Consider the following 23,876-nt stretch of genomic DNA (forward strand, 5'->3'; position numbering starts at 1 on the left):
GGCAGCCGACGGGAACTGGTTGCCGGACCGTGTACCGGAAACCGGTCCGTCCTTCGTCCCGAATCCGCCACTTTCCGCCGGAGTACCGATGAGCCACACCCGTTATGCGCCAGCCCGCCAGCGGCTCCAGCGAAGCGAGCTGGCCGTTCCTGGATCCAACCCTGCTCTGTTTGAGAAGGCGGCGGCCAGCGACGTCGACTACGTCTTCCTGGACCTAGAGGACGCGGTGGCTCCGGGTGACAAGGTCCAAGCCCGCCTAAACGTCATCGAGGGCCTCCGGGACATCGACTGGCGGGGCCTGGGCAAGACGATTTCGGTCCGCATCAACGGTATCGACACTCACTACATGTACCGCGACGTCGTCGACGTAGTGGAGCAGGCCGGCGAGCACCTGGACACCATCCTGATCCCCAAGGTGGGCGTGGCCGCCGACGTCTACATGGTGGACGCCATGGTTAGCCAGATCGAAGAGGCCTGTGGCCTCACGGAGAAGATCGGCATCGAGGCCCTCATCGAGACCACCCTCGGCATGGCCAACGTGGAGTCCGTCGCCGTCTCCAGTCCGCGGTTGGAGGCCATGCACTTCGGGGTGGCCGACTACGCGGCCAGTTGCCGGGCCAGGACCACCAACATCGGCGGGCTCAACCCGGACTATCCGGGGGACCAGTGGCACCAGGCCCTCTCCCGGATGCTGGTGGCCTGTCGGGCCTACGGTCTCCGCCCCATTGACGGTCCGTTCGGCGATTTCAATGACCCGGACGGGTACATAGACGGCGCCCGTCGAGCGGCCGCCCTTGGCTACGAGGGCAAGTGGGCCATTCACCCATCCCAGGTCGCCCTGGCCAACGAGGTCTTCTCGCCGCCGGTTGCCGAGGTGGACCGGGCCCATCGGATCCTGGTCGCGCTCGAGGAGGCAGCGGCCGAGGGTCGTGGCGCCGCCCAACTGGACGGCCGGATGATCGACGCCGCGTCGGCCCGCATGGCTGAGAACGTCGTGGCCCAGGCCGCGGCTATCGAGAACAAGTAGTCGCGACGAGGGGACGGGGGACCAGCACCCATGGACATTCACGAGTACCAGGCCAAGGCCCTGCTCGCGGAGTACGACGTGCCGATCGCAACTGGTGGCCTCGCCTACAGCCCAGAGCAGGCGGCCTACCGGGCCAAGGAGATCGGTGGCGGCCAGTGGGTCGTGAAGGCCCAGGTGCACTCCGGGGCCCGCGGCAAGGCCGGTGGCATCAGGATGTGCGACAGCGAGGACGAGGTGTGGGAGGCCGCCGACGACCTGCTGGGGCGGCGGCTGGTCACCGACCAGACCGGTCCGGTCGGAAAGGGCGTCTACCGCCTATACGTCGAACCGGTGGTGCCCTTCGGCACTGAGATCTACCTGAGCATGGTCCTGGACAGGCAGTCCGAGCGGATCATGCTCGTCATGTCCGGCTCCGGTGGCATGGAGATCGAGGAAGTGGCTGAGACCGACCCCGACGCCATCGTGCGGATCTCCATCGAGCCGGCCGTCGGCCTCCAGGCCTTCCAGGCCCGAGCGATGGCGTTCGCCTGCGGCCTGGACGCCGGGCTGGTCTCCCAGGCCGAACAGCTGCTGCTGGGTGCCTACCGGGCCTTCCGGGATCTGGACGCCACGATGTTAGAGATCAACCCGTTGGTGGTGACCGAAGAGGGCCGCCTGCTGGCCCTTGACGCCAAGATGAGCTTCGACGACAACGCCCTGTTCCGGCACCAGAACGTGTCGGAACTCCGGGACAAGTCCCAGGAGGACCCCCGGGAGATGAACGCCGCCGACCGCGGCCTTAGCTACGTGGGCCTCGACGGGAACATTGGTTGCATCATCAACGGCGCCGGCCTGGCCATGGCCACCATGGACATGATCAAGCACTCGGGCGGGGAGCCGGCCAACTTCTTGGACATCGGCGGTGGCGCCTCCCCGGACCGGGTGGTCAAGGCGTTCAAGCTGGTGCTGTCCGACGAGCGGGTGGAGGCGATCCTTGTCAACATCTTCGCTGGTATCAACCGTTGCGACTGGGTGGCCGAGGGGGTGGTCAAGGCGATGACCGACCTTGAGGTGAAAGTCCCGGTGGTCGCTCGGCTTTCGGGGACCAACGTGGAGGAGGGACGCCGAATCCTTGCCGAGAGCGACGTCGAACTGATTACGGCCGAAACCCTGGCCGAGGCCGGCGAAAAGGCCGTGGCCGCGGTTTCATGGGAGGCGAACTGACATGAGCATCATCGTTGATGAAAAAACTCCGGTCATTGTTCAGGGGTTCACCGGTCGCATGGGCACCTTTCACGCCGAGGAGATGATCGAGTACGGGACCAACCTCGTAGGAGGTACGGCTCCCGGCAAAAGCAGCGGTGGCCACCTTGGGCTACCGGTCTTTGACACTGTGCGCGACGCCGTCAACGAGACGGGTGCCGAGGCCAGCATCGTGTTCGTGCCACCGCCCTTCGCCGCCGACGCCATCATGGAGGCGGCCGACGCCGGTATCAGGCACTGCGTGTGCATTACGGACGGCATCCCGGCCCAGGACATGATGAAGGTCAAGCGTTACATGCGGACCAAGAGGGTCGAAAAACGCATGACGCTCATGGGCCCAAACTGTGCCGGCGTGATCAGCCCCGGCAGGGCGCTCCTCGGCATCATGCCGGGCCACATCTACGCCCAGGGGCCGGTCGGCATCGTCGGACGGTCGGGCACTCTCGGCTACGAGGCCGCCTCCCAGCTCAAGGCCCTCGGCGTCGGGGTTAGTACCAGCGTGGGTATTGGTGGCGACCCCATCAACGGCAGCTCGTTCACCGACCACCTCAAGTCCTTCGAGCAGGACCCCGAGACCAGCCTGGTGGTGATCATCGGCGAGATCGGCGGCCCCCAGGAGGCCGAGGCGGCGGCGTACGCCCGGGACCACATGCACAAGAGGGTGGTGGCCTACATCGCCGGCTTGTCAGCCCCTAAGGGTCGGACCATGGGCCATGCCGGGGCCATCGTGACCGGTGTCGGCGAGTCGGCCGCTGAGAAGATTGAGATCATGAGAGAGGCAGGCGTCGGCATCATCGAGCGCCCGTCCGACTTTGGAGCAGTCATCTCGAAGATGCTGTAGGGCGGTCCGTGGTCCGCACGGCCGGGCCTCTAACCTGACCCCATGCGGGAGATCCTGGGCGACCTGGCGAGGTGGCGCGGTGACGGCCGTCGCGTTGCCGTGGCCCGGGTGGTGGACCTCGAGGGATCGGGGCCGCGCCTGCCGGGGGCGGCCATGGCCGTTGCCGAAGACGGAGAGGTGGCCGGCTCGGTCTCCGGGGGTTGTGTCGAGGGTGCTGTGGTGTCTGAGGCGTTGGATGTCCTGGCCACCGGAGACCGCCGCATGGTGTCCTTCGGGTACAGCGACGACGAAGCGTTCGCCGTCGGTCTGACCTGTGGTGGGACCATTCACCTGTTCGTCGAACCGCTCGACTGGTAGGGGCCGATCCGTGGTCGCCACGTCGCCGGGAGGGTCGTTGTTCGACCGGCTGGCTGCCCTGTTGGAAGACGAGGTGCCGGTCGCCCTGGCCACCGTGGTCGAGGGTCCCGGTGTAGGCGGAAAGTTGCTGGTCCACCGAACGGACGAGGCCAACTCGTCGGTGCAAGGCACTCTGGGTGACGAGGGCCTGGACCGTGTGGTGGTCCGGGACGCCCTGGGCGAGTTGGCGGCCGGCCGCAGCGGGGTCCGCCACTACGGGGAGCATGGCGAGGCCCGGGAGGACGCTGTCCGGGTGTTCATCGAATCGTTCGCCGCTCCACCCCAGATGCTGGTCTTTGGCGCTGTCGACTTCACCGGGGCACTGGTCCGGGTGGCCAAGGTGCTTGGCTACCGGGTCACCGTGTGCGACGCCCGGGAGGTGTTCGCCACAAACCAGCGCTTCCCACTGGCTGACGACGTGGTGGTCGACTGGCCCCATCGCCTCCTGGACGAGAAGGGGCCCGAGCTTCGCCGTCGGGACGCTGTCTGTGTCCTCACCCACGACCCCAAGTTCGACGTGCCGGCCATCGTCTCGGCCCTGCGTACCCGGGTGGGCTACATCGGCGTGATGGGTTCTCGACGAACCCACGCCGACCGGGTGGACCGCCTACGAGAGGCTGGGGTCTCCGACGAAGAGTTGGCCCGCCTGCGGTCGCCAGTCGGGTTGGACATCGGCGCCCGGACCCCCGAGGAGACCGCCGTTTCCATTGTGTCGGAGATCATCGCCCTAAGGACTGGACGCTCGGCCCAGGCGCTATCGGCCTCCGACGGTCCTATCCACGACTGAGAAGGTTTCGCCGGTGACCGTTGCTGCCGTGGTCCTGGCCGCCGGGGGTGGTGCCAGGTGGAACGGCGCCGGGCACAAATTGCTGGCCGAGGTAGCCGGACGACCGCTGGCCGCCCACGCCCTGGTCGCCGCCTCGGAGGCCGGGCTAGACGAACTGGTGGTGGTCACCGGCAGCGTGGACCTGTCGGCCGTCCTGCCCATCGGAGCCACGGTTCTGCACAACGACCGGTGGATCGACGGACAGGCCACCTCGCTCCGGTTGGCCGTCGACTATGCCGAGCGAGTCGGGCACGAAGCTGTCGTGGTCGGCCTGGCCGACATGCCGGGGGTGCCCGCTGCGGCCTGGCGGGCTGTGGCCGACTGCCCGTCCCCGTTGGCGGTGGCCACCTTCGACGGCCTGCGACGGCCGCCGACCAGGATCGCCCGCCTGTTGTGGCCGAAGTTGCCAACGACCGGAGACGAGGGAGGGCGGGTACTGCTATCCGAGCAGTCCTCGCATGTGGTGGAAGTAGCGTGTCCCGGCAATCCGGAGGACGTGGACACCGTGGAGGATCTCGAACCGTGGAACTGAACAACGACTTCGAGGTGGCGGCACCCATCGATCGGGTGTGGGACGTGCTCACCGACGTGGAGCGAATTGCCCCCTGCCTTCCCGGAGCTCAGCTACAGGAGATCGAGGGCGACGAGTTCCGGGGTGTGGTGAAGGTCAAGGTCGGCCCGATCACCGCCCAGTACAAGGGAGCAGCTTCCTTCGTGGAACGCGACGACGTCGGACACCGGGCCGTGCTGCGAGCCGAGGGCCGCGACACCCGAGGCGCCGGGAACGCGGCCGCCGACATCACAGCTCAGCTGGAAGCCGTCGACGGCGGGACCCGGGTCACGGTAACCACCGACCTGACGGTCACCGGCAAGGTGGCTCAGTTCGGGCGCGGTGTGATGGCTGACGTGTCCAGGAAGCTGATGGGACAGTTCGCCGACAACCTGAGCGACCTGATCTCCACGGCCGACAGCGAGCCCGCCTCCGACGCTGACCCCACCCCGGTGGACGAGCCACCCTCCGAGGTGGAGGCGGTCCGAGTGGTCGACGGTCCGGAGGCCGAGGCCATCGACCTGCTGGGCACGGCCGGGGCGCCGGTCCTCAAGCGGCTGGTGTCCACGTTGGTCGTGCTGGCCGTAGTCGTCGTGCTGGTCGTCTGGGTCCTGGGCTAGGGCCAACGCCGATCGCCCCGGAGTTGAGGGCAACCCCATGGATCCGACGGTTCCCGACGGGCAAGCCCGCGACGATGACGTAGAAGCGGTGACCGCCCTCCTGGGCCGACGACCCGAAGGTCGTTTTGAAGTGGTGGTGCGAGACGGGGACGGAGTACCGGTGGTCATCCGCAACCACCCCCTGCTTGACGACGGTCGTCCCATGCCGACCCGGTTCTGGCTGGTTGGCGAGGACCTCCGGTCACGGGTCGGCACCCTGGAATCCGGCGGCGGCGTCCGGGCCGCCGAAGAGGCCTGTGAGCCGGCTGAGCTGGCCGACGCCCACCGCCGGTACGCCGAGGAACGTGATGCGGCGATCCCGGGCGACCACGTCGGCCACCGGCCATCGGGCGGGGTGGGCGGAACTCGTCAGGGCGTCAAGTGCCTGCATGCCCACTACGCCTGGTTCCTGGTCGGCGGCGACGATCCGGTCGGTCGCTGGGTGGACGCCCGGCTCGCCGGAACAGATGGACCTCAAGGTGATCCAGATGCTTGAGGTGGTGGCCGCCGTCGACTGCGGAACCAACTCCACCCGCCTGCTGATCGGCGACGGGGAACAGACGTTGGACCGTCGCATGCGTATCACCCGGATGGGAGAGGGGGTGGACTCCACCGGGCGCCTCGACCCGGGGGCCGTCGAGCGGGTACTGGTCGTCCTCCGGGAATACCGCGAAGCACTTGACCACCACGGAGTGACTCGATGTCGTGTGATCGCCACCTCGGCGGCCCGCGACGCCACCAACCGGGAGGAATTCTTCGACGCCGCTGAGGAGACGTTGGGTCACCGACCGGAACTGCTCTCGGGCCCTGAGGAGGGTCGCCTCTCGTTTGCCGGTGCCACCGCTGAGCTGGATCCGGCGGACGGGCCGTTCCTGGTGGTCGACATCGGTGGTGGTTCGACGGAGTTCGTGGTCGGCACCATCGAGGCCGAAGCAGCCCGTTCGTGTGATATCGGCTGTGTCCGCCTCTCCGAGCAGTGGATCCACCACGATCCGCCGCTCCCCGAGGAGTTGGTGGCCTGCCTGTCCATCACCGAGGGCCACCTCGACGACGTGGTCCGGGAGGTTTCCGGCGTTTCCGAGGCCCGGACCCTGGTCGGCCTGGCCGGCACGGTCTCGTGTGCAGCGGCCGTGGAATTAGGTCTGGCCACCTACGACCGGGACCGCATCCACCACTTCCGGCTATCCAAGGAGGCCACCGAGGACGTATTCCGTACGTTGGCCACCGAGAATCGTGCGGAGAGGTTGGCCAATCCAGGCATGGAGGAGGAACGGGCTGACGTGATCGTGGGCGGCATGGCCATCCTGGTGAAAGTCATGCGCCAGTTGGGCTTCGACGAGTGTCTCGTCTCGGAGTCCGACATCCTGGACGGTCTGGTGGCCTCACAGCAGTCCTGAGCGGCAGCAGGGAAGAAGTTTCCCCACAGGGTAGAACTTTCCCAAGAGTAGTGGTATTTGCCGTAGGATGGCCTGCATGTCGCACGCAGACCGCATCCTCATGGGTCCCGGTCCTGGTAACCCCTACCCAGAGGTCATTGAGGCCTTTGGACGTCCGGTCCTCGGCCACCTCGACCCCGACTTCATCGCCCTTCTGGATGAGACCAACGACCGGCTCCGTCAGGTCTTCCGGACGGGTAACCCGCTGACCTTCCCGGTGTCGGCGACCGGGTCGGCGGGCATGGAGGCCACGTTCGTAAACGTCCTGGGCCCCGGTGACACCGTGGTGATAGGCGTCAACGGCGTGTTTGGAGAGCGCATGTGCGACGTGGCGGCCCGCTGCGGCGCCGAGGTCGTCCGCGTGGAAGCGCCGTGGGGTGCCGCCATCGACCCCCAGGCCCTGTTGGACGCCCACCCGGACCCCAAGGTCATTGCCATCGTCCACGCCGAGACCTCCACCGGGGTCCGTAACGACATCGAGCCCCTCGGCGCCGGAAAGGGCGACGCCCTGCTGCTGGTCGACTGCGTCACCTCGCTGGGTGGCATTCCCGTGGAGATCGATGACTGGGGTGTGGACCTGGCCTACAGCGGAACGCAGAAGTGTCTCGGCGTGCCACCCGGACTCTCCCCGGTCACCGTCTCACAGGCCGCCATCGACCAGTTCGTCGAGCGGTCGCAGTCCTGGTACCTCGACTTCGCCATGATCGCCAACTACGTCACCAGCGGAGGCGCCCGGGCGTACCACCACACGGCGCCCATCTCCATGATCTACGGCCTCCACGCCGGGCTCGGCGTGGTGCTCGAAGAGGGCCTCGAAAACGCCCAGGCCCGCCACCAGGCGTGTGGCGACCAGCTGCAGGACGGCCTCGTCAAGCGCGGCTTCGAACTGTTTGCCCAGGAGGGCCACCGGCTGCCCGAGCTGACGTCGGTGATAGTCCCCGAGAATCGCCTGCCCGACGGCCTGGACGAGGCCGGGGTGCGTAGGAGGCTCTTGGCCGAGTTCGGCATCGAGATCGGCGGTGGCCTCGGCCCGGTGGTCGGACAGGTTTGGCGGATCGGGTGCATGGGCCACACAGCCCGTCTCCGCAACGTCACGATGCTGCTGGGCGCCCTCGACGAGATCCTCGGCTGACCGGGCGCCGACTTGCGGTGCCCCCCGGTCGTTTGGGGATGATGGCCCCATGGCAATCGAACAGGTGGCGGACACCCCGGTCCTCCGTGGCCGCCGGACGACTCTCCGGCCGCTCGAGGTCGAGGACTTTTCGGCCTGGCGTGAGGTACGGCGTCGCAACGCCGAGCTCCTGAACCGCTGGGAGCCCCGGCGGACCTTCGGCCAACCCGACCCGGTCGAGGACCGGCGGGCCTTCGCCATGCGCTGTGCAGCCCGACGGCGGGAGCGCCAGCTGGGTACCGGTTGGGGCTTCGGGGTGTTCCTGGATGAGCACGGCTCCGAGTCCTTCATCGGGGAGATGAACCTTTCCAACGTGGTGCGCGGCGCCTTCCGAAGCGCCACCGTCGGCTACTGGGTGGACCAGGACCGGGCGGGCAACGAGTACATCCCCGAGTCACTTGTCGTGGCGTGCCGTTTCGCCTTCGAGGAGATTGACCTCCACCGGCTCCAGGTCTCGATCGTGCCCCGCAACACCCGGTCCCGCCGGGTAGTAGAGAAGTTGGGGCTCCGGTGCGAGGGACAGGCCGAGCGGTACCTCGAGATCAACGGCGTCTGGGAGGACCACCTGCAGTTCGCCATCACCGCCGAGGAGTGGTGCGAGCGTCGGGCCGACCTTTGTGAAACCTGGCTGGAGGCCCGCAACTCCTAGCCGGTGTTCGACCGCGTCCGGTCGTGGTCAGCCCTTCGTCGAGATCCTGGCTTTTAGCTTGGCCACCATCTCAACGAACGCCGGCTGGCGCATCGACCACACCTGAGGACCGATCTCCAACTCGACGGCCGGTACCGACTCGGTGATCCCCGCCGTGTCGTGCAGTGTCTTCTTGGTGGCGGCCACCAGTTCCTTCGGATGGCCTGCCGCCCGACCTGCCAACTCCACCGCCCGGTCGACCAGGGCGTCGTCGTCCACGCACTCCCAAGCCAGGCCGTGATGGGCAGCCTGCTCGCCGTCCAGGATCTGCTCGAACAGCACCATGGCCTTGGCCGTCTGGAGGTCGGTGATGTTGCGGAGTCGCCACGTGTGGCCGCCTCCCGGATGAATCCCGATGGTCAGGAAGCGGCTGTCGAAACGCGCCGAGCATCCGGCCACCACGAGGTCGCAGGCCAGCACCATGTTCATTCCGGCGCCCACCGCGGCACCGTTCACGGCAGCCACCGTGGGCAGCGTGGAGTGGGCCACCCGCAGGAACCCCCGGTAGATGTCCGGAAGCGTGCCGTCGTCGCTTCCCCGGCCCGCGTCCAGAAGGTCATCCAGCACGGCTCCGGCGCAGAACGCCCGTCCCTCGCCGGTCAGCACGACTGCCCCGACCTCAGAATCGGCCTCCAGGGTGTCGAAGGCGGCCAGCAACTCGTCGTTCATCTCGTCGCTCACGACGTTGCGGCGGTCCGGGTCGTCGAAGGTGAGGACCGCCACGCGGTCACGTCGTTCGATCCGGAGCACGCTCATGACCGGAGTCTCCCACGTCCCCCCGGGCGCCCTGCGACCGGCGATCCCGGGACCCCGAGCCGCTGGGAGGCCCGAAAGACGCTGGGGTTAGGGTCGCCGGATGGCCGGGGCGGGACCGAGGGAACCGGACCACCGACGCTTCCCTGCCCTCGGGATTCGGAACTACCGCCTGTTCTGGATCGGCGGGATGCTGACCAACAACGGTCGTTGGAACCAGTACGTAGCCAGCTACTTCGTGGTGTACCAGCTCACCGAGTCCGCAGCCTGGGTGGGCTTGGCGGGCTTCTCGTCGTTCATCCCGATGCTGGTTACCAACCCGCTGGCCGGTTACGTCTCGGACCGCTTCGATCGGCGGAAAGTCCTTCTGGTGACGAACGCTCTGAACGCAGTCGTGGCGGCCGTCCTGGCCGTGGCATGGGGGTCGGGCGTCCGCAGCATCGGTGTCTGGATGGTCCTCCTGCTGGTCGGCGGCACGGTTTACGGCATCCAGCTGCCGACATGGCAGTCCTTCGTGGCCGAGTGCGTGCCCCGGAGGCTCCTCCGCAACGCCATCACGTTGAACTCCACCCAGTTCAATGCGGCTCGCACCGTCGGGCCGGCGGTCGGAGGCCTCCTGATCGGCACGTTCGGACCCGGCTGGGCCCTAGCCGTGGCCGCGGCCAGCTACGGCCCGGTTCTTGTGGCCCTTCTCCGGATCGACCCGTCGGCACTCCACCGCCCGGGCCAGGCGGCGGCCCTGTCGTCGGGTCGGGCCTCGGTGGTAGGCGAGTACCGGGCGTCGATCCGCTACGTCCGCGGAGAGCCAGGCATCCGGGCCGCCATCATCACGGTGGCCCTGATCTCCACGGCCGGCCAACCCATCGTCCAGCAGATCGTGGTGTTTGCCGAGGAGGTGTTCGAGGTCTCACCGTTCTGGTTCGGGATGCTGGGCTCGGCCCAGGGAATCGGTGCCCTGGTCGCTGCGCCGCTGGTGGCCGGGGAGCTCAGCCGGCTACGCCGGTCCCGAATCCAGTTGTTTGCCACCACGGGCTACGGGTTGGCCATCGTCCTGTTCGCCCTGGCCCCGTCGTTCTGGCTGGGCTACGCCGGTCTCGGGCTGATCGGTGCCATGCACCTGGCGTCAGCCACCAACCTCAACTCCACCGTGCAACTCCAGGTTGACGACGCCTTCCGGGGACGGGTGATGGCCATCTACCTGATGGGGGTCCTGGGCCTGGCGCCGTTCGCCAACCTGCTCATGGGATGGCTCATCTCGGTCTTCGGCCCCCGCCCAGTGGTGACGATGGCAGGGCTCCTGGTCGTCGGTGGTGGTCTAACCCTCCAAGCCACCGGCCGATACCGGCAGCTGGACAACGGCTGAGGACCCGCTCGGCTGATCGGCACCGACCCGACCACCGGGTCAGTCCGAGTCGTCGAACTGGGCCCGGTGAGCCTTCCCCTCATCGCACGTATCGAAGGCGGGACACCACCGACAGGGCGGACCCGGGATCCTGCTCGGCGTCCGGTCGCCGTAGAGGAGCCCGACCAGCCGGCCCACACCGTCAGACAGGCGAGCCGCGGCGGCCATCAGGGTGTCCTCGGTGACCGCCTCCGGGACGAAGTGAGCCTGATCCAGGTAGTAGGAAGCCAGAAGGCGTGGTGGTACGCCGATGCGTAGCGTCTCGACCAGGGCGTAGAACCGGAGGTCCTCACGGTGGACGGGTAGGGAGCCACCGGTCTTGAGGTCCACGATCACCTTGCCGGCCTGCTGGCCCCGGGCGCTACCCAGCGTGAGGTCGACCTTGCCGGCCAGGATGAGGCGCCCGCCGCACAACTCGGCTCGGAGGCGGCTCTCGGTGACCGGGCGCCACGCCGGTTTCAGCGGTGGCCAGCACTCCATGTACTTGGTGAAGGCATCCAGCGCCTCAGAGCGCAGCTCCGCCCGGTCGACTTCACCACAGCCGCGAAGCCAGTGCCCAAGGCTGCCCGAGTCCGCCTCGTAGCGGGCCAGGGCCTCGTCGATCAGGGTCGGCGGTTCGACCTCCCGACGCCAGTTCACGGCCAACTCCACGGCCTTGTGGACGATCGTGCCCCGGGCCGTCGGGACCCGCCACTCAAACTCCTCGGCCTCGTCGGCCAGGAACTTGGCCTCACATCCGTGGACCTGGGCCAGCCGGTGCTTGTGGACGAAGAGATCCTCACCGGCGGGCAGGCCGTCTAGGTGCGGTTCGACAGCCGTCTCGATAGCCGACCGGAGGTGGTGGCGGAGGTCGTCGGCGAACTGGGGGCGCTGGTCGGCTGACGCCCCCAACTGGTCCAGCACGGCCTGCTGGGCGGGGTTGAGGTCGGCGTCGGTCGACGGGGCATTGGAGGGCTCCACGTCCGGAGTATGGCCCAGGATGGAGACAGCAGACCGACGTTGTCACACCGCCACGCGATACTCGAAGCCATGGAGACGATCACCGTTCGCTTCGCGGAGACCGCCCGATCACTAGGTCGGGCAGCGCGGCTGCGAGGCCTTGAGGTGCCGACCTTCCGGAGCCCTCCAAGCCTGTGCGGCGTACAGCGGTCGATCCGACGACGGAGCGGCTCAGCCACCATCGCCGTGGTGATGAGGGGACGGCCGTGGGGTGCCGTGGTGGCCGACATGGTCGAGGGGATCGTGGTGGTCAATGACCTGGACCGGGAGCAGGCCGACACCGTGCGCGCCTCTCTCTGGCAGGCCGTCGACGAGCCGGCCCTCGCCGCCTGAACCCACCCACCTAACCCCCGGAGACGATCGCATCCGTCGGGTGGTGGCTAGCGTGGTCGGGCGCCCGGGTGGCGGAACTGGTAGACGCAGCGGGCTTAAACCCCGCGGCCCCCCAGGGGGCGTACAGGTTCGATTCCTGTCCCGGGCACCCGCGGTGGCCCCTGCCATCCCGCCCGGCGAGGATGGGCCCATGGCATCCCAACCGGACGACCCATACGAGCACCCCTACCCGGCCCCCGACCTGGCGGCCCGGCATCCGTTCGTGGTCCTGGAGCCCCACCGGTATCCCGTGGACGAGATGCGAGCCCGGGCCCGGGCCTTTCACGAGGCGGCCGACCAGCGACGCAGCGTCCGCATGTTCAGCTCGGAACCCGTGCCACGCGACCTGGTGGAGACGGCCGTGATGGCTGCTTCCACTGCCCCCTCAGGGGCCCACAAGCAACCCTGGACCTTCGTTGCCGTGTCGGACCCCCACCTCAAGTCCCGGATCCGGGCCGCGGCCGAAGAGGAGGAACAGAAGAACTACCTCGAAAACCGTATGAACGCCGAGTGGCAGGAGGCCCTCGCCCCGCTGGGCACCGACCACCACAAGGAATACCTGGACGTGGCGCCGTGGATCGTCGTCCTGTTCGAGCAGCGGTACGAGCTCCGACCCGACGGCACCACCCGAAGGAACTACTACGTGAAGGAAAGCGTGGGGATCGCCGCCGGCCTGTTCGTAGCCGCCCTCCACGACATGGGTCTGGCCACCCTGCCCCACACGCCGTCGCCCATGGCTTTCCTCCGGACCCTGCTGGGGCGCCCCGCCAACGAGCGGCCCTTCGTGATGTTTCCGGTCGGCCACGCCCTAGACGGCGCCCAGGTCCCGGACCTCCGACGCAAACCACTGGCCGAGGTCTTCGTGGAGGTCACCGACGACCCGGTTACCTGAACTACGCCCAGATGATCGAGGTGGCCGGCGGGTCGACCATCCGTCGGCAACCTCGGAGCCTGAGAGCGCGAGTCTCTCCACCACGCAGGTCCGAGATGCGTCGCCCCCGGTGTCGCGCGACGATGCAGCCATGGAATCCGAACCGGTAACCCGAGCCACCGGCGGTTGCGACTGCGGCGGCGTCCGCTATCGAATCACCGGCAAGCTCCGCCCCGTCGTCCACTGCCACTGCACGCCGTGTCGGCGGATCACCGGCCACCACATGGCAGCCACCGCGGCTGGCGTCGACAACGTGCACCTGTTGGCCGACGCGACGCTGACCTGGTACCAGCGCACCCCGACCATCCGGTACGGGTTCTGCAGCACCTGCGGGGCGACACTCTTCTGGTCGGCTGCCGACAAGGAGGAGACGCTGACCGTCGCCGCCGGGACCCTGGACCAGCCCACCGGGCTCCGGACCGTTCTTGCCATGTACGCCGACGAAGCCGCTGACTACCACCGCCTGGACGACGCGCTGGAGACCCACGGCGGCGAACTACCGCTCGACTAGGCGGTGTGGTCCGGCTCCGCTTCGGCCGGCTGACATCTAGACGGGCGGGGACCGCCCGCGGTTGGCGAGGGGTACCCGGTGGGCCGAAGCACCGCACCTATGCTCCGGCCATGCGCCGCCTGCTCGCTCCGATCCTGCTCTTGTCCGTCGTTTCCGTCGCCTGCGGTAGTTCCAGCGACGAGCCGATCGTGGTCCAGACCACCACCACCGGGATGTTCACCACCACGACGACCTCCACGCCAGTGGACGACACGGGTACCACCACCTCGACCACGTACGGCGCAACGACCACCACGTACGGCGCAACGACCACCACGTACGGCGCAACCTCCACCACGTACGGCACAGCCACCACCACAGAACCCCCGACTGCCACGACGACCGAGCCGTCGGCCGACGGGCCCGAGTCGGTGACCGTCGAGAAGGGCGACTCTCTCTCCAAGATCGCCAAGCGGTACGGCACCACTGTTGATGCTCTGGTGCGGATCAACGAACTTTGTGACGCCAACCAGATCTTCGTCGGCCAGGTGATCCTCCTAGAAGACCTGAATGTCGACGAGGACGCCGAGCAGACGGCGACGTCGACGGTCATCGTCACCGTGGAGGTCGGAGACTCCCTGACCAAGATCGCCAAACGCCATGACACCAGCGTCGAGGCGATCATGGAACTCAACGACATCGACGATCCGAACCTCCTGTTCGTGGGACAGGAGCTGGTTATCGACGGCGAAGTGCCGACCGCCGAGGAAGCCGAAGAGAACCCGAACTGCTGACCCGAAGCCAGCAGGGATCCGGAGGTCCCGGATGACCGGGGTCGGGTGGAGCGGGCCGGGTCTACGCTCCGCCCCGTGACCCTGCGGCTGGACGAACGCGACGAGGCACGGCTGGCCGGCGACGAGGGCCCGGCGGTTCGGACAGCCATCAGGGTGGTCACCCGGCTGGCCACCGCCATGGGCGCCGACCGGCTACTGGACGTCACCGGCGCCCACATCGACTCCTGCCTCTACCACGGTCAGGCGGTGCTGGACTTCGCCGACCATCTGGCCGACGCCGGGGCCCGCGTCGCCGTGCCGACCACTCTGAACGTCTCGTCATTGGACCTGCTCCACCCCGAACTGGACCGTGGTGACCCCGTCGAAAGCGGGCAGTCCCGTCGGCTCATGGAGCGCTTCGAGGAGATGGGTTGCCGGCCTACGTGGACCTGTGCCCCCTACCAGTTGGAGACCCGACCGTCGTTGGGTGAGCAGGTGGCCTGGGCGGAGTCCAACGCCATCGTCTTTGCCAACTCGGTTCTCGGGGCTCGCACTCACCGCTACGGCGACTTCGCCGACATCTGCTGCGCCATCATCGGTCGGGCGCCGGCCGCCGGCCTCCACCTGGACGAGAACCGTCGAGCCACCGTGGTGGTCCGCTTACAGGGCGTCTCAGCGGAGTTGATCGGGCGCGACGTCCTCTACCCGGTTCTGGGCGGGCTCATCGGTCGTCTCGTCGGTCGGGGGGTTCCGGTGATTGACGGGCTACCCCCGGGCGTGTCGGAGGACCGGCTCAAGGCGCTGGGTGCTGCGTCGGCGTCCACGGGAACCGTCGGAATGTTCCACATGGTGGGGAGCACCCCGGAGGCGTCGACGCTGGATGACGCACTCCACGGACGGAAACCAGACGAGGAGGTGACGGTGACGGCTGCTGACCTGCGGGCCGCCCGAGACCGCCTGAGCACGACCACCGACGACCGCCTCCGAACGGTCAGCCTGGGTACCCCGCACTACTCGATCACCGAAATCGGCCGGCTCGTGGAGTTGCTCGGCGACGGCCGGGTGGCTGACGGGGTGGCCTTCTACGTTTCCACGGGTCGCGACATCTACCACGAGGTGGAGCTCCGCGGGTGGGCCAACCGCCTGGCCGACGCCGGGGTGACCGTGGTGACCGACACGTGCACCTACTTCACTCCGATCATCGAGGACCTGGGCGGGACGGCCATGACCGACTCGGCCAAGTGGGCCTACTACGCGCCGAACAACCTCGGCGTCGAGGTGGTGTTCGGCAGCGTCGAGGACTGTGTGGCGTCGGCCATGACCGGTCGGGTGGTTCGCGACGAGTCGATCTGGGCCGATGCCTGACCAGCCCCGGGTGCTGGTCGCTGGGACGGCCACCGGTGAGGTTCTCCACCTCGATGAGCCGCTGAGCTTCTGGGGCGGCCTGGACGCCACCGACGGGCGCATCATCGACCGACGCCACCCACAGGCCGACCGGGTAGTTACCGGGCGGGTTCTGGCCATGCCACACGGCCGCGGCTCCAGTTCGGCCAGCAGCGTCCTGTGCGAGGCGGTCCGGGCCGGAACGGCTCCGATAGCGATCCTGATGGCCGAACCCGACGAGCTTGTGGCTCTGGGAGCCATTGTGGCCGAGGAGATCTACGGGGTAGTCGTTCCTGTGGTCGTCGTGGGCCACGAGGCCTACCAGAGCATGGTCGACGGCGAGCGGGTAACCGTCGGACCCGACGGCACCGTAGACCGGACCTGAGCTGGACTCCGCTCAGTCCTCGGGTAGCCAGCCCTCAGGGTTCACGCCCAGGCCGTCGGCGATCCGGTTGGCGTAGGCGTAGTAGGCGGTCACCTCGGCGATGTCCAGGACGTCCCGGTCGCTGAAGCCAGCGGCCCTCAGGGCCTCCACGTCGGCCGCTGTCATCTCCCCGGGGGCCTGCGTCAGCTTCACTGCGTAGGCCAGCATGGCCTGGCGGGCCGGCGACAGGGGAGCGGTCGTCCAGTCGTCCTCGACGGCGGCTAACAGGTCGTCGTCCCGGAGGAGTCGGCGCAGACCGCGCCGGTGGTGGATCGTTCAGTAGTGGCAGTGGTTCTCGAGGCTGACCACCAGGGCGATCATTTCGCGGTCGGCCTTGCGGAGCGAGCCGGTACCGGCCATGGCCGACCGGTAGAGACCGTCGTGAGCAGCCAGGCCCCGAGGGTTGAGGGAGTGGATGGCCATGATGTGGTCGATCCGGCCGTGGGTGGCGTCGACCACCCGGCCGTACAGGTCAGCCAGGTCGGGGTCGTCCTCCCAACGGTCATCGGGAACGGTGTCGATCCAGGCCATGGTTGGAGTCTCGCGCTCGTAGGGCCGCCGGTCAGGCAACGAGGGCGTGTTCCAGCAGCCGGTCGTAATGCGGCCGGGCCTCGTCGATGACCGGTTGCAGGTGGTCGGGTACCGGCTCGGCGCTCGGGTGGCCGGCCTGGAAGCCGGAGGACCGGTGGGTGCTGGCGTACCAGTGCTCCGCCCACACTCCGTCTTCCGGCTTGGGCCCCGCCGGCCACGACAGCATGGCGGGGTCGAAGTCCAGGCCCAGGCGCAAACAGAGCGTCCGAAGCATTGCCTCGGGGTCGGCCAGCAGGGTGGCTGAGTCGACGACCACCGGGTCTTCTCCCTCGGCCAGGATCGAGTCCAACAGGTCGACCTGGATGGGTAGTCCGGTATCGGCCACGTTCACGTCGGGGACGTTCTTGGCAAACGAGGTCACCACCCGGGCCGGGTCCCGGATGAGGAGGATGTTGCGGCATGCGCCCAGGAATCCCCGGTCCAGGTCCACGAAGTGCTTGGCCATCTGCTTGAAGAAAGCGACGGGGGTGGGGTGCCTGCCCAGGATCACGTCGCGGACCACTGCCTCACCGTCCGGGTTCTGGCTGGCCAGCACGTCGTCGCGGCCCGGGTGGTCCCGACCGGTGACCCGCAGGTAGTGGGCGTAGATGGGCTCGTCGAACACGGTGGTGTCGGAGCGCTGCCGGAAGGCGTACATGAACGACGTGGAGATGTTCCGGGGCCCGGACCAGCAGTTGATGCGTAGCGTCATCCCGGCTCGCCCTCTGCTACCACATCGGCCTCGACGGCCTCCAGGTACAGGCTCCGGAGGCGGGCCGTGACGGGACCCGGACGACCGTCGCCGATCGTCCTCCCGTCGACTTCGATCACCGGGGTGAGTCCACCGAACGTGCCGGTGACGAAGGCCTCGTCGGCTGAGTAGACATCGTCCAGCGAAAACGGGACCTGGTGGGCGGCCAACCCGGCCTGGGGTGCCACCTCGAGGACGACCTGCCGGGTGATCCCGTTGAGGTTGTAGTCCCCGGTCGACGTCCAGACGCCTCCCTCCCGGATGACGAAGAAGTTGGTGGCGTTGCACGTGGCCACGGCGCCTGTGGTGTCCAGCATGAGCGCCTCGTCGGCGCCCGCTTTTACGGCCTGGATGAGGGCGATGACCTCGTGCAGCTTGGAGTGGCAGTTCAGCCGCTGGTCCAGGGTGTCAGGCGGTGGACGGCGCACGGTGGCCGTGAACAGGGTGATGCCGCTTTCGACGACCGCAGGATCGGCCGTCTTGTATTCGGCGATGATCACCACGTTGGGCCCACCGACCGCGTTGGAGGGATGCTGGGAGGGCGTTTTCTTGTCACCCCGGGTGACCATGAGCCGCACGTGAGCGTCGTCGTGCATGTCGTTGTGTCGGACGGTGGCGTACAGGGCTTCGGTCACCTGGTCTCGGTCCAGGCCCGGGTCCAGATCAGCGGCCGTTAGGCCAGCGAAGAGGCGGTCCAGGTGGCGGTCCAGGAAGGCGAAGCGGTCGTGGTGGAGGCGGAGGCCTTCCCAGATGCCGTCCCCGACCAGGAACCCGCTGTCAAAAACCGAGATTCGGGCCTCGTCGCGGGGGAAGAACTCGCCGTTTATGTACACCTCCACCGAGGCGTTGCGCTCGTCGGCCAGGGCCTGGTGGGTGCTTCTTGACATGCCGGCGAGCGTACCGACGTTGTTCGTCCCACACGGTTTCCGGTATCTTCCCGTCCGCCCCTGGCCTATGACGACGACGGAGCGCGTGTGTCTACCCATGCCGTATCGACGAAATCCGCGAGGCGACTCGTGGCCGTCGACCGATTCCTCACCTTCATCCGTGTCTTCCTAGTCACGATGATCGTGGTCGGGGTGCTGGCCTTCATCTGGCAGCAGATCGATGCCGACAACGTTTTTGCCCGTTGGCGGAACCCGAACGCCCGGGGCCTCACCGGCGACCAGTTCAAGGGTCTCCTGATCTCCGGGCTCTCCCAGGGTTCGATGTACGGCCTGATCGCCCTCGGTTACTCGATGGTCTACGGCGTGCTGGGGTTCATCAACTTCGCCCACGGCGAGGTCTTCATGGTGGGGGCTATGACCGGCTTCATCGCGTCGGACAAGTTCCAGGCCAACGGGATGTGGGAAGAGAACTTCGTGCTGTGCCTGGCGCTCATCGTCCTGATGGCCATCTTCTTCTCTACCTTCACCGCTGTGGTGATGGAACGGGTGGCCTACCGGCCCCTTCGCAACTCTCCACGGTTGATTCCGCTGATCACGTCGATCGGCGTGTCTTTCTTTGTCCAGAACCTGGTGTTGGGGCTCTTCGGGCCGTCCTCCAAGAGCTATCCGAGGCTTCCCGAGTGGCTGGCCAAGCAGCGTTCCATCCTGACCTTCGAGATTGCCGGCACCCGCCTCATGGTCCTGGTCGTGGCCGCAGTGTCGATGGCCGTCCTGTGGTACGTCGTGGAGCGGACCAAGACCGGTCGGGCCATGCGGGCCGTCGCCGAGGACAAAGAGATCGCCTCGCTGATGGGGATCGACGTCAACCGAACCATTGTCACGACGTTCGCTGTGGGCGGCGCTATGGCCGGGGTGGGCGGGATCCTGTGGGGCCTCATGTTCCGGTCGGTTACCCACATGACCGGCTTCCTCCCCGGAGTGAAGGCGTTCACCTCCGCCGTGGTGGGCGGCATCGGCAACATGGGTGGTGCCATGGCCGGAGGCATCTCGTTGGGTTCGGCTGAGTCGATCGCCCCGATGCTCATCCTGGAGCCCTTGGGTGTGCCCGGGGTGTCACAGCTCAAGGACGCTGTGGCCTTTACCGTGCTGGTCCTCGTGCTCCTGTTCAAGCCTTCCGGTCTCTTCGGGGAGCGGCTCTCGTCGGAGGACCGGGCATGAACGTCAGGGTCGCTCCCACTCCGTCGTCGATCCTGGATCAGGACTGGTCCAAGGTTCTGCGCTGGGGTCTGATCTGCGGTGGTGCCCTGATCGCCATCTGCCTGGTCGGCATGCCCGTGGAGATGGACCGCCGGATACTCATCGAGCGTTACCTCAGCCTCGGCTACCTCTCGGTTCTGTTCATTCCGGTGCTGGTCGGCTGGGTGGCTTCCACCCAGGTGGTCCTCGAGGGCGTCGAGGCACGCAAGCAGGGGCTCTTCGACCTGGTCACCGGTTTTGTGGTGGGGGCGATCGGCGGCGGGTTCCTGGCGCTGCTGATGGTGGCTCTGGATTCATGGAACCTGCGGGATCCGCTGGTCAACTGGAGCCCGAAGCTGTTTCGCTTCCTGACCTACGAGAACGGCATGGGTTTCGGTGCTGTGGCGTGGATCGTCACCGGGGCCGTCCTCGGCCTGGTCGGGGCCTCGTTCCACATCATGCCCCGGGTTGTCCGGCGGTTCACCACCTTCGTGGTGTTCGGGCTGATTTCCCTGTCGATTTTGGAGTCCGTCATCGACGACCTGTCGGAGGGTTTCCGGCTCGAGTGGCTGGACGAGTTCATGTTCGCGAAGAAGGGCGGCCTGACTCTCACCTCGACGATCGTGATCGGGGCGGTGATCGGTGTCCTGTCTCTGGTGGCTGACGGCCGGATGAAGGCAGCCACCGAGCGTTACCGGAACTTGGAGGGTGTCGAGCGCCAGAAGACGTCGATTGTGCTGTTCGTGGTGGTCGCGGTGCTGTGCATCGTCCTGCCGATGTTCCTCGGCAAGATCGTGAACGAGTTGCTGGCCAATGTGGGGCTCTTCCTGCTGTTGGCCCTCGGTCTGAACATCGTGGTCGGCCTGGCCGGCCTGCTGGACCTCGGGTACGTGGCCTTCTTCGCTGTGGGCGGCTACACCACCGCTGTCCTGACTTCGCCGAACAGCCCCTGGTTCGCCCCGGAACTTCACTTCGGGTTCGCCCTGATCTTCGTGGTGATCTTCGCCACCATTACCGGCCTGGTTATCGGAGCCCCGGTCATCCGGATGCGAGGCGACTACCTGGCCATCGTCACCCTGGGATTCGGCGAGATCATCCGTCTGCTGTTCATGTCGGACTGGCTGGGCCCGTACTTCGGGGGCGCCCAGGGCGTGACCAACATCCCGGGCGTGGACCTGGGGTTCGCCACAGTGAAGGGCACCGATCCCCGTTCGGTGTTCTACCTGGTGCTGTTCTTCTGCGCTATCGCCATCTACGTCTCGTGGCGGCTGCAGGCCTCCCGCCTGGGCCGGGCCTGGATGGCTATTCGCGAGGACGAGCAGGTCGCCGAGGCCATGGGTATCAATACGGTCAGCTCCAAGCTGATGGCCTTCGTGGTGGGCGCCGTCTTGGCCTCGTTCAGCGGGGCCGTCCTGGCCGCCAAAGTGGGTTCGGTCTTCCCGACCTCGTTCATGATTCTGGTGTCGATCATCATCCTCGTGGTGGTGATCGTGGGCGGCATGGGCAACATCGCCGGCGTGATGGTCGGCTCGTTCGTCCTCATCGGTGTGCTGGGTGGGCCCAAGCAGCCGGGCCTGCTCCAGGAGTTCCAGAACTTCAAACTGCTCATCTACGGCCTGCTGCTGGTCTTCATGATGCTGAAACGTCCGGAAGGCCTGGTGCCCAGCGCCCGTCGCAGCCGCGAGCTGCACCAGGAGGAGTTCCTGCAGGACGCCTGGCTGCAGGGCGACAAGCTCGACAGCGACGACGAGGTCAGCGTGAGTGACGGGGGAGGGGAGGAGCAATGAGCCTTCTCGAGATCCGTGATCTGAAGGTCACCTTCGGTGGCCTGGACGCCCTGTCGGGCCTGAACTTCCATGTCGACGAGGGTGAGATCGTCAGCGTCATCGGCCCTAATGGCGCCGGCAAAACCACGTTCTTTAACGCCATCTCCGGTCTGGTGCCGCCCACCGAAGGCGAGATCGATTTCGAGGGAGAGTCGATCCTCGGCCTCGACCCCAGCATCGTCACCTCGCTGGGCATCGCCCGCACCTTCCAGAACGTGCGGCTGTTCCCCAACATGACGGTCCTGGAGAACGTCATGGTCGCTCAGCACTGCCGAACGAACCAGCTACTCGTCGGGGCGCTGCTCCAGACCAAGGCCTTCAAGAAAGAAGAACGAGAGATCCGGGAACGGGCCGAGGAGGTACTCGGCTTCTTCGGGCACCGTCTCATCGGCTACCGGATGGACCAGCCGGCTTTCGCCCTGTCGTATGCGAACCGGCGTCGCTTGGAGATCGCCCGGGCGATGGCCACCCAGCCGCGCATGCTGCTGCTCGACGAGCCGGTGGCCGGCATGAACCCCATCGAGACCATCGAGCTGACCGAGATGATTGGTCGACTGCGCACCGAGTGGGGTTTCACCATCGTGGTCATCGAGCACGACATGAAAGTGGTCCGGGACGTCTCGGACCGGGTTGTGGTGTTGGACCACGGGGTGCCTATCGCCCAGGGGTCCTACGACGAGGTGTCAACCGACCCGGACGTCATCGAGGCCTACCTGGGTCGCCCGGTGGAGGCCGCATCATGACCGGCCAGGACGGGGCCACGGCGCTGCTGGAGTTCCGGCAGGTCAACACCCACTACGGAGCCGTCCACATCCTCAAGGACGTGGACCTGGCCATCTACCCGGGCGAGCTGGTGTGCCTGCTGGGCGGCAACGCTTCAGGGAAGTCGACCACGCTGAAGACGTTGCTTGGCATGGTCACGCCCACTTCAGGTGAGGTGGTGCTGGACGGTGAGATCGTCAACGACAAGCCGATCAGTTACCGGGTCTCTAACGGGATCACGATGGTTCCGGAGAACCGTCGACTGTTCAAGCGCCTGTCGGTCGGGGAGAACCTCGAGTTGGGGGCCTACCTGCGTACCGACAAGGACGGTATTGCTGAGGACCTGGAACGCATCTTCGATCTGTTTCCCCGGGTCAAGGAGCGCCTGTCGCAGAAGGCGGGAACCCTGTCGGGCGGCGAGCAGCAGATGGTGGCCATCGGTCGGGCTTTGATGTCGCGGCCACGGGTCCTGCTCATGGACGAGCCGTCAATGGGTCTGGCCCCAGCGCTCGTGCAGCAGAACTTCGAGTTGATCCGTCAGATCCACGCGGACGGAATGTCCGTTTTCATGGTGGAGCAGAACGCCAACATGGCTCTGTCCATCGCCGATCGGGGGTGGGTGCTTCAGTCTGGTCGGGTGGTGCTGGACGACACCGCTGAGGCTCTTCTGGCTAATCCTGAGCTCCGGGCCTCTTACCTCGGTGAAGGCTGAGCTTCGGCTCCGTTGACCCCTGTGCCCAGATTGACCGTTAAAGAAACGCCTGGTCAGGGCGACTTCCGTAGACGGCGGGACCCGATGCCTGCCCGGAAGCCACTGCTGTGAGTTCCGTTGTGACCGGCCTGGGCCGGCGTCCTCTGACCGTGATTGGTGAACAGGCGTCGACTGTGGAAGCCGTCTGGGATGACCAGCGACCCATCGTGAGTCCCGAGGTGCTTGGCGAACTGCTCGGCTGGGAGTGGCGTGCAGAAGGCCTGTGTCGTGAGACGGTTTGCGTCCCTGTCGCCGATCGCTCCCACGTCGAACACGACGAAGGAATCGACCTTTTGGCTGTCGCCGAAATATTGGACCGACCGGCCGTAATGGATCCGGACGCCGGGTTGCTGGTCTTAGGACAACCCACAGGTGACCGGTCCGAAGCCCTTCACGGCCGCCGGGCCCCCGACTTCACACTCCCTGACCTGAACGGGTCACCGAAATCCTTTTCCGACTGGGCAGGCCGTAAACGGCTCCTGGTGGCCTTCGCCAGCTGGTGAGGGTGCGCTTTTGACCTGCCCGGGTGGCAGGCGCTGCAAGACGAACTGGGCGACACAGGATTCACGGTTATTGCGGTAGCTATCGACGAAAATGTCGACGCCCTCCAAGAGCTCGCTAAAGAGGTTTCCTACCCGGTGCTGGTCGACGCCGATCACCACCTCACCGAGCTGTACGCAATCAGCAACGTGCCAACTGTCATCTGGGTGGACGAAGAGGACCGAATCGT

The 23,876-nt window shown here is 66.9% G+C and carries 30 protein-coding genes and 1 tRNA gene; 25 read left to right on the forward strand and 6 right to left on the reverse strand.

What is annotated here, in order from left to right; all coding sequences use genetic code 11:
- The first annotated feature begins 88 nt into the window (after positions 1 to 88).
- The 11 genes from MK181_07700 to MK181_07750 all read left to right on the forward strand — a co-directional run bounded on the left by MK181_07700 (position 89) and on the right by MK181_07750 (position 8,797).
- On the forward strand, positions 89 to 1,027 hold the full coding sequence (locus MK181_07700) for a CoA ester lyase (protein MCH2419685.1): 939 nt from the start codon (positions 89 to 91) through the stop codon (positions 1,025 to 1,027).
- 30 nt (positions 1,028 to 1,057) lie between these two features.
- Positions 1,058 to 2,230 (forward strand): malate--CoA ligase subunit beta, encoded by a 1,173-nt coding sequence (locus MK181_07705; protein ID MCH2419686.1) that lies wholly within the window; start codon positions 1,058 to 1,060, stop codon positions 2,228 to 2,230.
- Between the two features lies 1 nt (position 2,231).
- Positions 2,232 to 3,110 carry a succinate--CoA ligase subunit alpha gene (gene sucD, locus MK181_07710; protein ID MCH2419687.1) on the forward strand — a complete coding sequence of 293 codons (879 nt, stop codon included), beginning with the start codon at positions 2,232 to 2,234 and terminating at the stop codon, positions 3,108 to 3,110.
- A gap of 42 nt (positions 3,111 to 3,152) precedes the next feature.
- Positions 3,153 to 3,467, forward strand: a complete 315-nt coding sequence (locus MK181_07715) for an XdhC family protein (protein ID MCH2419688.1) — start codon at positions 3,153 to 3,155, stop codon at positions 3,465 to 3,467.
- A 10-nt stretch (positions 3,468 to 3,477) separates the two neighbouring features.
- Complete coding sequence (locus tag MK181_07720; GenBank protein ID MCH2419689.1) at positions 3,478 to 4,293, forward strand: XdhC/CoxI family protein; 816 nt, start codon at positions 3,478 to 3,480, stop codon at positions 4,291 to 4,293.
- Between the two features lie 13 nt (positions 4,294 to 4,306).
- A complete protein-coding gene (locus MK181_07725; GenBank protein MCH2419690.1) occupies positions 4,307 to 4,864 on the forward strand; it encodes a nucleotidyltransferase family protein in 558 nt (185 codons plus the stop codon).
- Entirely contained in the window at positions 4,855 to 5,502 is a 648-nt protein-coding gene (locus MK181_07730; GenBank protein MCH2419691.1) for an SRPBCC family protein, read from the forward strand. The genes MK181_07725 and MK181_07730 overlap by 10 nt, the downstream gene beginning before the upstream one ends.
- Before the next feature lie 37 nt (positions 5,503 to 5,539).
- Complete coding sequence (locus MK181_07735) at positions 5,540 to 6,037, forward strand: DUF501 domain-containing protein (protein ID MCH2419692.1); 498 nt, start codon at positions 5,540 to 5,542, stop codon at positions 6,035 to 6,037.
- On the forward strand, positions 6,009 to 6,938 hold the full coding sequence (locus MK181_07740) for a Ppx/GppA family phosphatase (protein ID MCH2419693.1): 930 nt from the start codon (positions 6,009 to 6,011) through the stop codon (positions 6,936 to 6,938). The genes MK181_07735 and MK181_07740 overlap by 29 nt, the downstream gene beginning before the upstream one ends.
- Positions 6,939 to 7,014: 76 nt before the next feature.
- Positions 7,015 to 8,109 carry an alanine--glyoxylate aminotransferase family protein gene (locus MK181_07745; GenBank protein ID MCH2419694.1) on the forward strand — a complete coding sequence of 365 codons (1,095 nt, stop codon included), beginning with the start codon at positions 7,015 to 7,017 and terminating at the stop codon, positions 8,107 to 8,109.
- A gap of 49 nt (positions 8,110 to 8,158) precedes the next feature.
- Positions 8,159 to 8,797 carry a GNAT family N-acetyltransferase gene (locus tag MK181_07750; protein ID MCH2419695.1) on the forward strand — a complete coding sequence of 213 codons (639 nt, stop codon included), beginning with the start codon at positions 8,159 to 8,161 and terminating at the stop codon, positions 8,795 to 8,797.
- Positions 8,798 to 8,824: 27 nt separating this feature from the next.
- Here the strand turns inward: MK181_07750 and MK181_07755 are convergent, their stop codons facing one another.
- Entirely contained in the window at positions 8,825 to 9,592 is a 768-nt protein-coding gene (locus tag MK181_07755) for an enoyl-CoA hydratase (protein MCH2419696.1), read from the reverse strand.
- Between the two features lie 100 nt (positions 9,593 to 9,692).
- Between MK181_07755 and MK181_07760 the strand changes: the two genes are divergently transcribed.
- Positions 9,693 to 10,952, forward strand: coding sequence for an MFS transporter (locus tag MK181_07760; GenBank protein ID MCH2419697.1), 1,260 nt, complete (start codon positions 9,693 to 9,695; stop codon positions 10,950 to 10,952).
- Positions 10,953 to 10,991: 39 nt separating this feature from the next.
- Here the strand turns inward: MK181_07760 and MK181_07765 are convergent, their stop codons facing one another.
- Positions 10,992 to 11,951 carry a PD-(D/E)XK nuclease family protein gene (locus tag MK181_07765; GenBank protein ID MCH2419698.1) on the reverse strand — a complete coding sequence of 320 codons (960 nt, stop codon included), beginning with the start codon at positions 11,949 to 11,951 and terminating at the stop codon, positions 10,992 to 10,994.
- A 69-nt stretch (positions 11,952 to 12,020) separates the two neighbouring features.
- On the opposite strand from MK181_07765, the gene MK181_07770 reads away from it, so the two are divergent.
- The 7 genes from MK181_07770 to MK181_07800 all read left to right on the forward strand — a co-directional run bounded on the left by MK181_07770 (position 12,021) and on the right by MK181_07800 (position 16,324).
- The gene (locus MK181_07770; protein MCH2419699.1) at positions 12,021 to 12,323 is read left to right on the forward strand and encodes a hypothetical protein; all 303 of its coding nucleotides are present in this window, start codon (positions 12,021 to 12,023) and stop codon (positions 12,321 to 12,323) included.
- Between the two features lie 62 nt (positions 12,324 to 12,385).
- Positions 12,386 to 12,471 (forward strand) — tRNA-Leu (locus tag MK181_07775).
- Between the two features lie 42 nt (positions 12,472 to 12,513).
- A complete protein-coding gene (locus MK181_07780; GenBank protein ID MCH2419700.1) occupies positions 12,514 to 13,254 on the forward strand; it encodes a nitroreductase family protein in 741 nt (246 codons plus the stop codon).
- Positions 13,255 to 13,384: 130 nt separating this feature from the next.
- Positions 13,385 to 13,804, forward strand: a complete 420-nt coding sequence (locus MK181_07785) for a GFA family protein (protein ID MCH2419701.1) — start codon at positions 13,385 to 13,387, stop codon at positions 13,802 to 13,804.
- A 110-nt stretch (positions 13,805 to 13,914) separates the two neighbouring features.
- Positions 13,915 to 14,577: a LysM peptidoglycan-binding domain-containing protein gene (locus MK181_07790; GenBank protein ID MCH2419702.1), complete on the forward strand. Its 663-nt coding sequence runs from the start codon at positions 13,915 to 13,917 to the stop codon at positions 14,575 to 14,577.
- A gap of 75 nt (positions 14,578 to 14,652) precedes the next feature.
- Positions 14,653 to 15,921: an aconitase X catalytic domain-containing protein gene (locus MK181_07795; protein MCH2419703.1), complete on the forward strand. Its 1,269-nt coding sequence runs from the start codon at positions 14,653 to 14,655 to the stop codon at positions 15,919 to 15,921.
- Positions 15,914 to 16,324, forward strand: coding sequence for a DUF126 domain-containing protein (locus MK181_07800; protein ID MCH2419704.1), 411 nt, complete (start codon positions 15,914 to 15,916; stop codon positions 16,322 to 16,324). Before MK181_07795 ends, MK181_07800 begins: the two co-directional genes overlap by 8 nt.
- A gap of 12 nt (positions 16,325 to 16,336) precedes the next feature.
- Here the strand turns inward: MK181_07800 and MK181_07805 are convergent, their stop codons facing one another.
- Genes MK181_07805 through MK181_07820 form a run of 4 tightly spaced genes read right to left on the reverse strand, consistent with a single transcriptional unit; the run spans position 16,337 to position 18,571 of the window.
- Positions 16,337 to 16,591, reverse strand: coding sequence for a hypothetical protein (locus tag MK181_07805; protein MCH2419705.1), 255 nt, complete (start codon positions 16,589 to 16,591; stop codon positions 16,337 to 16,339).
- Between the two features lie 48 nt (positions 16,592 to 16,639).
- Positions 16,640 to 16,894 (reverse strand): hypothetical protein, encoded by a 255-nt coding sequence (locus MK181_07810; GenBank protein MCH2419706.1) that lies wholly within the window; start codon positions 16,892 to 16,894, stop codon positions 16,640 to 16,642.
- 31 nt (positions 16,895 to 16,925) lie between these two features.
- Complete coding sequence (locus MK181_07815; protein MCH2419707.1) at positions 16,926 to 17,645, reverse strand: sulfotransferase; 720 nt, start codon at positions 17,643 to 17,645, stop codon at positions 16,926 to 16,928.
- The gene (locus MK181_07820) at positions 17,642 to 18,571 is read right to left on the reverse strand and encodes an aminotransferase class IV (GenBank protein ID MCH2419708.1); all 930 of its coding nucleotides are present in this window, start codon (positions 18,569 to 18,571) and stop codon (positions 17,642 to 17,644) included. Before MK181_07820 ends, MK181_07815 begins: the two co-directional genes overlap by 4 nt.
- Before the next feature lie 129 nt (positions 18,572 to 18,700).
- On the opposite strand from MK181_07820, the gene MK181_07825 reads away from it, so the two are divergent.
- From MK181_07825 to MK181_07850, 6 genes are all read left to right on the forward strand, one after another.
- Positions 18,701 to 19,789, forward strand: coding sequence for a branched-chain amino acid ABC transporter permease (locus MK181_07825; protein MCH2419709.1), 1,089 nt, complete (start codon positions 18,701 to 18,703; stop codon positions 19,787 to 19,789).
- Positions 19,786 to 21,594: a branched-chain amino acid ABC transporter permease gene (locus tag MK181_07830; protein ID MCH2419710.1), complete on the forward strand. Its 1,809-nt coding sequence runs from the start codon at positions 19,786 to 19,788 to the stop codon at positions 21,592 to 21,594. Before MK181_07825 ends, MK181_07830 begins: the two co-directional genes overlap by 4 nt.
- On the forward strand, positions 21,591 to 22,376 hold the full coding sequence (locus MK181_07835) for an ABC transporter ATP-binding protein (GenBank protein MCH2419711.1): 786 nt from the start codon (positions 21,591 to 21,593) through the stop codon (positions 22,374 to 22,376). The genes MK181_07830 and MK181_07835 overlap by 4 nt, the downstream gene beginning before the upstream one ends.
- Positions 22,373 to 23,107, forward strand: coding sequence for an ABC transporter ATP-binding protein (locus tag MK181_07840; protein MCH2419712.1), 735 nt, complete (start codon positions 22,373 to 22,375; stop codon positions 23,105 to 23,107). Before MK181_07835 ends, MK181_07840 begins: the two co-directional genes overlap by 4 nt.
- A gap of 107 nt (positions 23,108 to 23,214) precedes the next feature.
- Complete coding sequence (locus tag MK181_07845; protein MCH2419713.1) at positions 23,215 to 23,649, forward strand: hypothetical protein; 435 nt, start codon at positions 23,215 to 23,217, stop codon at positions 23,647 to 23,649.
- A 69-nt stretch (positions 23,650 to 23,718) separates the two neighbouring features.
- Positions 23,719 to 23,876 (forward strand): thioredoxin family protein (locus MK181_07850; GenBank protein ID MCH2419714.1); only part of this gene is annotated, 158 nt, incomplete at its 3' end.

It is taken from the genome of Acidimicrobiales bacterium (genome assembly GCA_022452035.1).
GTDB lineage: Bacteria > Actinomycetota > Acidimicrobiia > Acidimicrobiales > MedAcidi-G1 > UBA9410.